12 protein-coding genes and 2 tRNA genes are annotated in these 11,550 nt (G+C 61.1%); 4 read left to right on the plus strand and 10 right to left on the minus strand.

Annotated elements, in window-relative coordinates; all coding sequences use genetic code 11:
- Positions 1 to 805 precede the first annotated feature (805 nt).
- Positions 806 to 881, minus strand: a tRNA-Thr gene (locus GIB19_RS16985).
- A 98-nt stretch (positions 882 to 979) separates the two neighbouring features.
- The gene (locus tag GIB19_RS16990) at positions 980 to 1,228 is read right to left on the minus strand and encodes a hypothetical protein (protein ID WP_274887285.1); all 249 of its coding nucleotides are present in this window, start codon (positions 1,226 to 1,228) and stop codon (positions 980 to 982) included.
- 459 nt (positions 1,229 to 1,687) lie between these two features.
- Between GIB19_RS16990 and GIB19_RS16995 the strand changes: the two genes are divergently transcribed.
- A complete protein-coding gene (locus GIB19_RS16995; protein WP_186682943.1) occupies positions 1,688 to 1,981 on the plus strand; it encodes a DUF3077 domain-containing protein in 294 nt (97 codons plus the stop codon).
- Positions 1,982 to 2,217: 236 nt separating this feature from the next.
- On the opposite strand, the gene GIB19_RS17000 is transcribed toward GIB19_RS16995, so the two are convergent.
- From GIB19_RS17000 to GIB19_RS17020, 5 genes are all read right to left on the minus strand, one after another.
- Entirely contained in the window at positions 2,218 to 3,429 is a 1,212-nt protein-coding gene (locus GIB19_RS17000) for a methyltransferase (RefSeq protein ID WP_274887273.1), read from the minus strand.
- 132 nt (positions 3,430 to 3,561) lie between these two features.
- Positions 3,562 to 4,251, minus strand: coding sequence for an ABC transporter permease (locus GIB19_RS17005; RefSeq protein WP_274887274.1), 690 nt, complete (start codon positions 4,249 to 4,251; stop codon positions 3,562 to 3,564).
- Complete coding sequence (locus GIB19_RS17010; RefSeq protein WP_027594258.1) at positions 4,248 to 4,943, minus strand: ABC transporter permease; 696 nt, start codon at positions 4,941 to 4,943, stop codon at positions 4,248 to 4,250. Before GIB19_RS17010 ends, GIB19_RS17005 begins: the two co-directional genes overlap by 4 nt.
- Positions 4,944 to 4,997: 54 nt before the next feature.
- Positions 4,998 to 5,759 (minus strand): ABC transporter substrate-binding protein, encoded by a 762-nt coding sequence (locus GIB19_RS17015; protein WP_099428098.1) that lies wholly within the window; start codon positions 5,757 to 5,759, stop codon positions 4,998 to 5,000.
- Positions 5,760 to 5,772: 13 nt separating this feature from the next.
- The gene (locus GIB19_RS17020) at positions 5,773 to 6,546 is read right to left on the minus strand and encodes an ABC transporter ATP-binding protein (protein WP_027594260.1); all 774 of its coding nucleotides are present in this window, start codon (positions 6,544 to 6,546) and stop codon (positions 5,773 to 5,775) included.
- A gap of 617 nt (positions 6,547 to 7,163) precedes the next feature.
- Here GIB19_RS17020 and gabP point away from each other — a divergent pair.
- Positions 7,164 to 8,549, plus strand: coding sequence for a GABA permease (gene gabP / locus GIB19_RS17025; protein WP_274887277.1), 1,386 nt, complete (start codon positions 7,164 to 7,166; stop codon positions 8,547 to 8,549).
- A 206-nt stretch (positions 8,550 to 8,755) separates the two neighbouring features.
- On the opposite strand, the gene GIB19_RS17030 is transcribed toward gabP, so the two are convergent.
- Entirely contained in the window at positions 8,756 to 9,199 is a 444-nt protein-coding gene (locus GIB19_RS17030; protein WP_027594262.1) for a hypothetical protein, read from the minus strand.
- Between the two features lie 129 nt (positions 9,200 to 9,328).
- Here GIB19_RS17030 and GIB19_RS17035 point away from each other — a divergent pair, with 129 nt between their 5' ends.
- On the plus strand, positions 9,329 to 9,862 hold the full coding sequence (locus GIB19_RS17035; protein ID WP_027594263.1) for a hypothetical protein: 534 nt from the start codon (positions 9,329 to 9,331) through the stop codon (positions 9,860 to 9,862).
- 9 nt (positions 9,863 to 9,871) lie between these two features.
- Here the strand turns inward: GIB19_RS17035 and ppk2 are convergent, their stop codons facing one another.
- On the minus strand, positions 9,872 to 10,723 hold the full coding sequence (ppk2, locus tag GIB19_RS17040; protein WP_225876717.1) for a polyphosphate kinase 2: 852 nt from the start codon (positions 10,721 to 10,723) through the stop codon (positions 9,872 to 9,874).
- A gap of 339 nt (positions 10,724 to 11,062) precedes the next feature.
- Between ppk2 and GIB19_RS17045 the strand changes: the two genes are divergently transcribed.
- On the plus strand, positions 11,063 to 11,269 hold the full coding sequence (locus GIB19_RS17045; protein ID WP_085273848.1) for a hypothetical protein: 207 nt from the start codon (positions 11,063 to 11,065) through the stop codon (positions 11,267 to 11,269).
- Positions 11,270 to 11,430: 161 nt separating this feature from the next.
- Here GIB19_RS17045 and GIB19_RS17050 read toward each other — a convergent pair.
- Positions 11,431 to 11,506, minus strand: a tRNA-Phe gene (locus tag GIB19_RS17050).
- Positions 11,507 to 11,550 lie beyond the last annotated feature (44 nt).

Raw genomic sequence — 11,550 nt, forward strand, 5'->3', positions numbered from 1 at the left:
AGTGTTATCAGGGATCAAGGCCCCTGCGACCTGGGGGGAATGTCCTCTACGCGGGACTGGCGGCTCCTTACAACCGGGAGCAAGGGCATCTCATGATCTGGCCTCCTGAGCACCGTTACCGGTGGGCGGGTGGGGGCTGCATTGGCTGACGAAACCAGTGCCGCGAGATCCTGAGCCAAGTGCAAGCAGCAATGCGATGACAGGGGCATGCCTGACTGTCAGTCAGGTGCAGTCCATTTCCTTGGTCTGCGGCACCATCTACATGGCTGTTGCTGGTGACACCGGCGTTTGTCCCGTCGATTATCACGAGGGGATTGCGGCAAGGCCATATGAGATCAGGGCTGCAGCAGTGTTTGAAGTGCCCGTCTCTTTCCAGGAGAAAGAGGTGGATACGGTTGGCGCAATTCACGTCAACCGGTCTGGGTAGCTGCTCTGGAATGCCAGCAATCTGTTTGATAGGCATTACTACGCTGGGTACGGGTTCTATGCGGGGGCGACCTTTGGGGCGCTGGGGAAATCTCTGGTTGGCGGTGAGAACGGTGTTTTGGCGGAGGCACTTGGGGCTGCTGTGCAGCCCATCGCAGGCAAGCCAGCTCCTACACGGGGCGTGCAGTTTTCAAGGGGATGGGTGGCCTTTGGATATGGGGGTAGCTCAGCTTACTGAAGCTGGTGCGTATCCAGATCGCTGCAAGGTGGCAATCCCGTGGCGGGCCAATCGGGCTGCCCTGAGGGGCTATGGGGCGTCGCAGCGGACACACAAACAAAAAAGGCCCACCTTTCGGTGAGCCTTTTTTGATACTGCGTATGGTGCCGGCACCAGGAATCGAACCCGGGACCTACTGATTACAAGTCAGTTGCTCTACCATCTGAGCTATACCGGCAATGGGGCGTCATTATAACGATCGTTTGGCGCCTGTAAACCACTTCCTTGCGATTGTTTGCAAATGAGCTAAGTCACCGGCTTAAAAGGAGATTTTTCCTACCAGCCGCGGTGGATCGTGTTGACGTTTGGCTCGGTTTTGCCGGGGTTGAAAAACAGCTTGTCGTTGTCGCAGCCGCGCTTGCGGCAAGGGGGCTCGGCGCGCAAGGGGAGGCCTCGGTCGCCGCCCAGCTGCATGGCGGGGGTGTCCCAGCCCAGATTGCTGGAAGGCTGGCTTGGGGTGCCGCCGGCACACGCGGTCAGGGCCATGGCGAGGGTCAACAGGGCAAGGGGCTTGGCTTGGGTCACGATGAGGGTCCGTTGTTCCATTGTCGGCTCTGGCGCAACGCCAGAAGGTCGCAGGGCTGGCGGTCAGCGTGCGACGTGTCTTTTTAATGATTTGGGGGGCGGATGATACACCTTGGAAGGGAAGGCGGTGCGTGACCTGTAAGGCATTTCTGAACCTGAAACCAAATGCTTCGGGGTTGGCCTGCTTCGGACCTATCCTACGCGCGCTGCCGAAGTATCGCTGTTGTCGGGGAAGTGCCTCACGGATACCGTTTTCGGGTCGTTTCGGCGACCGGGTGTGAGAACCCGATTGAGAAATTGGCGGCACTGTAATGGTGGCCGTGCGCGGGCAGACTTCGGTCTGGCCGAGTCTTTTCGCGTTTTTTCTCCTCGGTTTCTCACCCCGCGTACGGCTGCCACCTTCAATCCGTGAGAAAGATCGGGTGGCAGTTCCTTTTTGAGAAAAAATGGAAGTCCGCCATGATCAAAATCGTCCCCGATCCACCCCAGCCCCACATTGAGATCACCACCGCAGGCCTGGAAACCTTCCTCGAAGTCGGCAACCCACCGGTTAACCTGCTGCGCGTACAACCCGGCATCCCCATCGACGACGCCTACGAGCAGGTGTCGATCCTGCTCGGCTATATCAAGCACCTGCTCAGGGAGGGCGATATGGAAGACGACCACAAGCTGTTGGGCGCAGCCGATTACCTGGCGGCGCTGGCCAAGGCGTTGATGAACGATATCGAGCTGGCCAAGAACAAAAACCGTTGACGCATCGGGCCGCTTTGTGGCCTCTGCAGAAAGCACAACAAAAGTTTATGCACAAGTAGCATTGCCAACTTGCGCGAAAGGCATGCCGAACCCATACGCCGCTGGTCTTTGCGCAAATGCCTGTTTTTGCGGGCCTTGAACTGCCTGCAGGAATAAGCCAAACGCTTGAAATAGCGCTTGGATCCAACCATTCATCAAAAGCTTGTGCACAGACTTATCCACAGGTTGTGCTGCGGCTAACGGTCGCGTTCCGCGAGGATGAGGAGGTTGCGCGGCGTGAGTGGATAGTCGCAGAACAAGCCCAGGCGCACGGCATAGCCTTGTTCTTCCATGAACAGGGCGCGGTCGAGTACCAGCCACAGTTCCAGCGGGCGGCGGAACAGGTTGCGCATCCGTTCGAGGTTGCGCACTTCGGCCAGGCGCTGCCAGCCGGCCGCCTCAAGGGCAGACCAGTCTGGCGTGCCGCTAAGCGGGAGTTGCTTGAGTGCGGCCAGGTCGCGGCAATACGCCTCGAAGGGCTTTTCCAGCCAGGCCACCGGCAGCGACGGGGTGGGCAGGTAATCATCACACTGGCGCTGTTGGCGTTGCAGCAGGTCGAAGCCCAGGCGACGGGCCATCGAGGTGTCGCGCTGGCGGCGCACGCGGGCGCCGGCGGTGACGGTTTCACTCAGTGGCAGGCCGAGGTCGTCCAGCGAAAGCTGTAGGCTGGAGGCGTGGGCGGCTGTGGATAACGGCTGGTAGTGCTGTGCTTCGATGCGGTTGTAGCAGCAAGGGGCCACCGCGACTTGGCGGCAGCCTTGCTGGCTGGCAAGGCGCAGCAGGCGTACGTGCAGGTCGCCGCAGGCGTGCAGGGCGACCACGGTTTTGTCGCTGTCGAGGTGGCGGGCACTGTCGGCGGCCATTACGTCTTGATGCACATGGCGCGCGGGTAGGTGGTGGTGGTCACTCAGGGCTTGGCCGGCGGCGACGAGCTCGGCGTCGTATTCCAGGCAGCTCAGTTGCTGGCCGGGTTGCAGCAGGCGGCGGCCAAGGTGGCCTTTGCCGGAGCACCAGTCCAGCCAGTGCTGGGGGTGCTCGTTGAAGGCCAGGCGGCGGGTGAAGGCTTCGATCTGCTGCCACTTGCGGCCTGGTACGCCGACGTCGAGGCGGTGGGCAGCGGGCGGCAGGCCGGCGTCGGGGAGTGTATCCAGGGCGCTGAGGTGGTGGGCTTGCTGGGCCAGTTGCGGGAAGGGCGCGGGCAGGGTGGTTGGGTCGGGCTCGGCGTCGGCATCGGCCAGGGGGGATTGGCGCAGGTGGGCGGCGAGCGCTGGGTGTTGGGCTTCCCATTCCAGGCGCAGGGCGGTGAATGGCCTGGGTTTCCACAGGTGCTGGTGCTCGGTCAGGAACTGGTCTAGGGCCTGGAAGCGGGCGCTTAGCGGGTGGCTGTGGAGGATGGGGGGTGGGGTCATGGTTGTGGTCGGCAGGGTTGGGGCTGCTTTGCAGCCCTTCGCGGGCAAGCCCGCTCCTACAGGGGGGCGCAAGGTTTGCGCCCGGTGGCATTCCTGTGGGAGCGGGCTTGCCCGCGAAGAGGCCAGTAAGGTTTAGCGCCCTTGGCAGGCGTCTACCCGCAACCAGCGCTCCAGCAGTTTGAAGCCTTGCACCAGCACAAACGAGATCAACAGGTAGAACAACCCGGCAGCAAAGAAGATCTCCACCGGCAGGTAGGTGCGGGCGATGATGGTACGCGCCATGCCGGTCAGTTCCAGCAGGGTGACGGTACTGGCCAAGGCGCTGGCCTTGAGCATCAGGATCACTTCGTTGCTGTAGGCCGGCAGGCCGATCCGGGCGGCGCGCGGCAGCATGATGTAGAACAGCGTCTTGCCCCGCGACATGCCCAACGCCCGTGCTGCTTCGATCTCACCTTTGGGGATCGATTGCAACGCGCCGCGCAGGATCTCGGCGATGTAGGCGGCGGTGTGCAGGGTCATGGTCAGCACGGTGCACCAGAACGGATCGCGCAGGTAAGGCCACAACGAACTGTTGCGCACGGCGTCGAACTGGGCCAGGCCGTAATAGACCAGGAACAGCTGCACCAGCAGCGGGGTACCGCGGAAGAAGAAGATGTAGCTGAACGGCAGGGCGCGCACGTACCAGTGGCGGGACGAGCGGGCGATGCCCAGCGGGATGGCCAGGATCAGCCCGGCAACCACGGCGATGGTCACCAGCTCCAGGGTCAGGGTCGCGCCCTGCGCCAGGCGTGGCAGCCATTTGATGATGACTTCCCAATTCATGATTCAGCCCTCGCAAAGCCGCGAGCGGCGCGTTTTTCCATGAAGTGCATGCCGGTCATGGCGATGACGGTCAAGCCCAGGTAGATGCAGGCCGCGACCATGTAGAAGGTGAACGGCTCTTTGGTCATGGTCACGCCGATCTGCGCGTGGCGCATGATTTCTTCCAGGCCGATGACCGACACCAGCGCGGTGTCTTTCATCAGGATCATGAACAGGTTGCCCAGGCCAGGCAGGGCGATGCGCCACATCTGCGGCAGGATGATCCGCGACAGAATGCGCGCCTTGGACAGGCCCAGTGCCAGGCCGGCTTCGCGGTGGCCCTTGGGGATTGCCAGGATGGCGCCACGGAACACTTCGGTGGCGTAGGCGCCGAAGCACAGGCCGAGGGCGATGACGCCGGCGGCGAAGGCACTGAGCTCAAGGCCGGGCATGTTGAGCGCCTCGCCGAGGCTGTTCATCATGCCAACGGTGCCGAAATAAATAAGCAGGACCCAAAGCAGTTCGGGCACACCGCGAACCAAGGTCGAGTAGAAGCCGCCAAGCCATTGCAGTGGCTTGACCGGGGACGTTTTGGCGAGGGCACCGAGCAGGCCCAGGATCAGCCCCAGCAGCAAGGCGCAGAGCGCCAGTTTTACGGTCATCAAGGTGCCAGCCGCAAGGGCCGGACCGAATCCGTGCAGGTCGATAGTCATGGGTAGGGTCGTTCTAGGGACCAGCACGCCCAAGGGCGTGCCGGTCGGGGCGAATCAATAGATGCTGAACGGGAAATACTTGTCGTTGATCTTTTTGTAGGTGCCGTCGGCGACAATTTCCTTGAGTGCGGCATTGAGCTTGTTGCGCAGCTCATTGTCGCCTTTGCGTACGGCAATGCCGACCTTGTCGCTGTCGTTCACCGGTTCGCCTTTGAACTCGAAGTTTTTGCCGGCAGCGGACTTCAGCCAGTCGTAGTTGGCGTACTTGTCAGCGAGGATGGCGTCGAGGCGGCCGGAGGTCAGGTCCAGGTAGGCGTTTTCCTGGCCATCGTACAGGTTGACCTTGAACTCGCCGTCCATGCCGCCGTTGTCGTCCAGCCAGGTCGCTGCCTGGGTGGCGCGCTGGGTACCGATGGTCTTGCCTTTGAGCGAGGCACGGTCGGTTTTGAAATCGACGTTTTTCGGGGCGATGAACTGCTGCTTGTTCGAGTAGTACGGGTCAGTGAAGTCGACGGCCTGCTTGCGCTCATCGGTGATCGACAGTGACGAGATCAGGAAGTCGAACTTCTTGGCGTTCAACGCCGGGATGATGCCGTCCCAGTCAGAGGTGACCACTTCGCATTCGACTTTCATCTTGGCGCACAGTGCGTCGCCGATGTCTTTGTCAAAGCCGACCACTTGGCCGCTTGCATCCTTGTTGTTGAACGGCGGGTAGGCCGCCTCGATGCCCATTTTGAGTTTTTCGGCTGCCATGGCATTTGCCGAGAACACCAAGGTGGCGGCAGCGGCCAGGAGGAATTTCTTATAGGTCTGCATTCGTGTTGCTCCGTTAGCGGTGGCTGGACATGAATTGCTTGCAACGCGCCGAGGTCGGGTTCTCGAAGACCTGCTGCGGCGATCCTTGCTCTTCAACCAGGCCCTGGTGCAGGAAGACGACTTCACTGGACACATGGCGGGCAAAGTTCATCTCGTGCGTGACCAGCAGCATGGTACGGCCTTCTTCGGCCAATGCGCGGATAACGTTTAGCACTTCCTGGACCATTTCCGGATCGAGCGCCGAAGTTGGCTCGTCGAACAGGATGACCTTGGGCTTCATGGCCAGGGTACGGGCAATGGCGGCACGTTGTTGCTGGCCACCGGAAAGTTGCGCGGGGTAGCTGTGGCGCTTGTCGAAAATGCCGACCTTGTTCAGCAAGGCTTCTGCGGCTTCGATGGCTTCGGCCTTGCTTTGGCCGAGCACGCGGCGCGGTGCCTCGATGATGTTGTCGAGGATCGACATGTGCGGCCACAGGTTGAAGTTCTGGAAGACAAAGCCGATCTCGCTGCGCAGGCGGTTGATCTGGCGGTTGTCGGCAGCGATCAGGTCGCCGTTTTTGGCGGCCTTGAGCTTGAGTGATTCACCGGCCACCAGGATTTCGCCCTGGTGCGGGTTTTCGAGCAGGTTGATGCAGCGCAGCAAGGTGGACTTGCCGGAACCGGACGACCCCAGGATGGAGATCACGTCACCGTCGCGTGCGGTCAGCGAAATGCCCTTGAGAATTTCCTGCTCGCCGTAGCGTTTGTGCAGATTGCGGATTTCCAGCGCGGGCGTGGCCTGAGCCATGTGCGGTCCTCATGTGTTCGGGTGCGTTCCCAGCTGTTGGCGGCCTTCCTGGCGTGCGCCAAGCTAGCATAGCGGCATTATGGCGGCCAACAGGGTCGCTAGGGGCTCGGGTCGCTGTCGGGGCAGATTGTCGCATCGCTGCAGTGCAACGTCGCGAGGATGACCGCGAAGGTCTAGCCCAACACCAGAGCCTTGATGAAAAAAGGCGCGATGGTGCCAGCTTTGGCCCGCGCTTGGAAGCGGTTTTGGACCATTCGCGGGTAATCCTCCTTTAGGCCATTGCTGACGCTTGCCAGGCAGGGTTGTACCTGCCGGTTGTACTTTTCTGCATTGCAGCGGTGCATAGGTGTTACCTGGGAGCACCTTTGGTGCATTTGTAAGTGGGTATTTCAGTAATCCGGACCTTGCACGGCGATTTGGCGGCCTTTCGGTCAAGGCATGGCCGAAAGCCCTGCAAGCCGCGCCCTTTACGGTTGCCAGATTTTTCTGACGAATGCATTCAGCAGATGGCTCACTTATTGCCGGTAGGAAACCGCCGATTGCAGCGACGCCTAACTAACCCCAGGCGCGCTTCGTTCCCGTAGTCGGAGTGGTCCACTCCTTACAAAGGTAGTTTTATGAGCGGTAACAATTCCAATGACCTCGCTCAGGGGCTCAAATCGCGGCATGTCACCATGCTGTCCATCGCTGGCGTGATTGGCGCCGGTCTGTTCGTTGGCTCCGGCCACGCCATCGCCGCCGCTGGCCCGGCCGTACTGCTGGCCTACGGCGCCGCCGGTACCTTGGTCGTACTGGTCATGCGCATGCTTGGCGAGATGGCCATTGCTTCACCGGACACCGGTTCTTTCTCTACCTATGCCGACCGCGCCATCGGGCGCTGGGCCGGCTTCACCATTGGCTGGCTGTACTGGTGGTTCTGGGTGCTGGTGATTCCGCTGGAGGCCAACGCGGCCGCGGCCATTCTGCATACCTGGTTCCCTGCTGTTGATCTGTGGGCCTTCTCCTTGATCATCACGCTGGTGCTGACCCTGACCAACCTGTGCAGTGTGAAGAACTACGGCGAGTTCGAGTTCTGGTTCGCCTTGCTCAAGGTCCTGGCGATCATTGGCTTCATCGTCGTGGGTTGCGTGGCCATGTTCGGCCTGGCGCCTGGCAGCCAGGTAAGTGGTGTCAGCCACCTGTTCGACACCCAAGGCTTCATGCCCAATGGCCTGGGCGCAGTGCTGGCCGCCATGCTGACCACCATGTTCTCGTTCATGGGTACCGAAATCGTCACCATCGCCGCTGCCGAGTCCAAAGACCCAGGCAAGCAGATCAGCCGCGCGACCAATTCGGTGATCTGGCGTATCTGCTTGTTCTACCTGGTGTCGATCTTCCTGGTCGTGGCGCTGGTGCCGTGGAACGATCCGGCCCTGGCTGAACTGGGCTCTTACCAGACTGTGCTGAGCCGCATCGGTGTGCCGAATGCCAAGCTGATCGTCGACATCGTCGTGCTTGTCGCCGTCACCAGCTGCCTGAACTCGGCGCTGTACACCTCCTCGCGCATGCTGTTCTCCCTGGGCAAGCGTGGCGATGCCCCGGCCATGTCGCAACGCACCACCAAGGCAGGTACGCCGCATGTGGCGGTGCTGATGTCGACTGCGGCAGCGTTCCTGTGCGTGTTTGCCAACTATGTGGCGCCGGCCCAGGTGTTCGAGTTCTTGCTGGCCAGCTCCGGCGCCATTGCGCTGCTGGTGTACTTGGTGATCGCGGTGTCGCAACTGCGCATGCGCAGCCAGCGTGAAGCGCGTGGCGAGAAGATCGACTTCAAGATGTGGCTGTTCCCGGGCCTGACCTGGGCGACGATCGCCTTCATCGTTGCTGTGCTGGTGGTGATGGGGCTGCGTGAAGATCACCGCGCCGAGATCATCGCCACTGCCTTGCTGAGCATTGGTGTGGTGGCGGCCGGGCTGCTGGTGCATCGCAAGCGCGAAGCGGCTGGGCGGGTGGCGTTGGATAACTGATCTGCGCTGCTTTGAATGAAAAGGCCGCGCCCTGTGTAGGGCGCGGCCTTTTTGCATGTTACGGCCTGCTAGCGAATTCTGCGTCCCGCTGTAGGAGCAGCCTTGTGCTGCGAAGAGGCCCGTGAAAGCAGCCAATAGTTGCGGTGCATTCACCGGCCTCTTCGCAGCACAAGGCTGCTCCTACCCTAGGGTCGGTGCTGGCTTCTTTAGCCGAACTGCTTCTGCTGCTGTTGCTGCTTGGCCACAACTTCCGAGGCGGCGATATACGCCTCCTGGAACTCGTCGCTTTCCAGCCAGGCCATGGTGGTGTCTTCATCTGCGCCATCCAGCCAGGTGCGGTAGGCATTGAACACCAACACGATGTAGTCGGTGGCGTGCTCTTCCTTGTGCCCCTTGAGCACCAGGGCCAGCAGCGGATCGACCAGGAACACCGAGATCATCGCGACCAGGCTGGTTTCCTGTGCCGCCTTCATCTTGTCGAACAGCTCCTTGTAGCTGTCCGACTCCATGGCCTTGTTGAACACCTGCTCGATGCTGGCGCTGTCGCCGGCGCTGGCTTTGACCGCCTGGCCACTGCGCACCATGCGGTTTTGCTTGGCCTTGCTGGCGGCGCGCTTGGCGCGTTTCTGTTGCTTGGTCGTGGTGGCCATGGGTGAATCCTTGGGTGTGCCTGAAAAAGTGCGCGTATTGAATCGCACTTGCCCGCGAAACCCAAGCGACATGCGAGGGTCTCAGGCAAGCGGCCGGATGTCCGGCATCTACTCATGAGGAATTCAGGGATGAAAACACCGATCTCGCTTTGCCTGCTGGCAGTGGCGCTGGCCGGCTGCGGCAATATTGCCGCGGTCAAATCGTTCAACACGCCTTATGGCTCACCGACTTCAGGCGATACGGCACGCCTGCGGGTGATTGCCGACGGCATGGTGCGCGCTGTGCCGGGCAAGGATTGCGTTGACTGGTACAGCCCCGGCGCCGGGGTAATCGCGGTGCCGAAGGAGGGTTTTGCCGACCGCAATGGCGAAACCCTGGGCATGCCCGCCAGCGCCCCGGTCATGCAGGGTGATGCGGTCAGCGAAGTGCTGGTGCCGGCCGGCAAGCCGTTCACCTTGCACTTTCTCGATGGTGGCCGGAGCAGCTACAACAGCGTGACCAACTGTTTGGGCATGTTCTACTTCGTGCCGCAGAAAGGCGCCGATTACGAAGTGGTGGTGCGCGGCTACAGCGCCTGCGGCGTCAAGCTGCGGCAGCTGGGGGTGGAGCAACCCGTACAGACCACCAAGGCTGAATACTGTAGCGCCATGGCCAACTTCTGATTGCCGCTGTCAGTGGGCGGCGGTAGGCGCTTCATCCTCTTCGAAGTCGCGTGATGCGCGCCCCACCAGCAGCGGGTCTGGGGCGTGCGCTACGGCCAGGTCCTTGCCTGGGTAATCCAGCGAGTGCAGGAAGTGCCGGATGCAGTTGATGCGCGCGCGCTTCTTGTCATCGGACTTGATCACCGTCCAGGGTGCATCGGCGGTGTCAGTATGGAAGAACATCGCTTCTTTGGCGGCGGTGTAGTCGTCCCATTTGTCCAGCGACTTGATGTCGATGGGCGACAGCTTCCAGTGCTTGAGCGGGTCGTCGCGGCGTGAGATGAAGCGCCGTAGCTGCTCTTCGCGGTTTACCGAGAACCAATACTTGAACAGCAGGATGCCGCTGTTGCACAGCATGCGTTCAAGGTCGGGTGCCTGGCGCATGAACTCCAGGTACTGCAGCGGGCTGCAGAAATCCATCACCTTCTCGACCCCGGCGCGGTTGTACCAGGAGCGGTCGAAGAAGACCATTTCGCCCGCCGTGGGCAGGTGCTGGATGTAGCGCTGGAAGTACCACTGGCCCTTCTCCTGCTCGGAAGGCTTTTCCAGCGCCACAATCCGCGCGCCACGTGGGTTCAAGTGCTCCATGAAGCGCTTGATGGTGCCCCCTTTGCCCGCCGCGTCGCGCCCTTCGAACAGGATCACCACGCGCTGTCCGGTTTCCTTCGCCCAGCTCTGCACTTTAAGCAGTTCGATCTGCAGCGCGTGCTTGGCCTTTTCGTATTCCTGGCGGTGCATGCGGGTGCGGTAGGGGTAGCTGGCCGGTAGGCGTGCGCGGGTGCTGTCTTCGTTGCTGCCCTTGGGCGCCCTGGCCACTTCCATGGCTGCCGGTTGCTGGCTGACCTGGGTGATGACGGGGTCGGCGACGGCTTTGATGGCGGGTTTGCGCGGGCGTGCGCGGCGGTTGGGGCTGGTTGGCGTGGCGTTCGAGGTGGATGTGACTAGCAGGGTGGCGTCGTCGCTCATGGAGGTCCTGTCGGTTCTGATGTGCTTTTCCCATGCTAGGGGCGACAGGCCTGGCGCTTATTGATGCGGGTCAATTTACCCGGATAGGTGGGCTCGGCCTCAGCCTCAGGTGGGTGGTTTCCACCTGATACTTAAAGGGCGGGCGCAATAGCCTGATCTGCCTACGCTTAGGTGGGGCTAACAGGAGACTTACCCATGAAGCATTACTTTCACCTGGTGTTGAGCTGTGTCAGCAACGACGGCACCGGTTACAACGATTGGCTTACCCTGGCCCTGGACGAGTACAAGATCACCGAGGCGGAGTTGGCCAAGGCGGTCGCATCTGTTGATGACGCTAGGGCGCTGCTGAGCATTTCCTATCGGGGGCAGATGACCCCCGAGGAATTCGATAGCCAGGCGTAATGGCTGATTTGTGACGAGGCCCTCTGTGCATTGCTCAGAGGGCTTTTTATTTGGCGGGGTTGCAGGTGGCCACTGCAAAAATCGCAGGCAACAAAAAACCCGCACTAGGCGGGTTTCTTGTTGTCGCTTCGGGTAACTTTGCAACCACCAGAAGCTGAAGGTGGTGCCCAGAGACGGAGTCGAACCGCCGACACGAGGATTTTCAATCCTCTGCTCTACCGACTGAGCTATCTGGGCGACGAGGTGAATTAAATAGATTTCCAGACCGTCCGTCAACGACT

The sequence above is a fragment of the Pseudomonas sp. ITEM 17296 genome (genome assembly GCF_028895205.1).
Taxonomy (GTDB): Bacteria; Pseudomonadota; Gammaproteobacteria; order Pseudomonadales; family Pseudomonadaceae; genus Aquipseudomonas; species Aquipseudomonas kermanshahensis.

Bases quoted from the DNA above. Each gene is read 5' to 3' on its own strand.
- GIB19_RS16995 (WP_186682943.1), top strand. From the start codon at position 1,688: ATGATCAAAATCGTCCCCGATCCACCCCAGCCCCACATTGAGATCACC.
- GIB19_RS17000 (WP_274887273.1), bottom strand. From the start codon at position 3,429: ATGACCCCACCCCCCATCCTCCACAGCCACCCGCTAAGCGCCCGCTTC.
- GIB19_RS17005 (WP_274887274.1), bottom strand. From the start codon at position 4,251: ATGAATTGGGAAGTCATCATCAAATGGCTGCCACGCCTGGCGCAGGGC.
- GIB19_RS17010 (WP_027594258.1), bottom strand. From the start codon at position 4,943: ATGACTATCGACCTGCACGGATTCGGTCCGGCCCTTGCGGCTGGCACC.
- GIB19_RS17015 (WP_099428098.1), bottom strand. From the start codon at position 5,759: ATGCAGACCTATAAGAAATTCCTCCTGGCCGCTGCCGCCACCTTGGTG.
- GIB19_RS17020 (WP_027594260.1), bottom strand. From the start codon at position 6,546: ATGGCTCAGGCCACGCCCGCGCTGGAAATCCGCAATCTGCACAAACGC.
- gabP (WP_274887277.1), top strand. From the start codon at position 7,164: ATGAGCGGTAACAATTCCAATGACCTCGCTCAGGGGCTCAAATCGCGG.
- GIB19_RS17030 (WP_027594262.1), bottom strand. From the start codon at position 9,199: ATGGCCACCACGACCAAGCAACAGAAACGCGCCAAGCGCGCCGCCAGC.
- GIB19_RS17035 (WP_027594263.1), top strand. From the start codon at position 9,329: ATGAAAACACCGATCTCGCTTTGCCTGCTGGCAGTGGCGCTGGCCGGC.
- ppk2 (WP_225876717.1), bottom strand. From the start codon at position 10,723: ATGGAAGTGGCCAGGGCGCCCAAGGGCAGCAACGAAGACAGCACCCGC.
- GIB19_RS17045 (WP_085273848.1), top strand. From the start codon at position 11,063: ATGAAGCATTACTTTCACCTGGTGTTGAGCTGTGTCAGCAACGACGGC.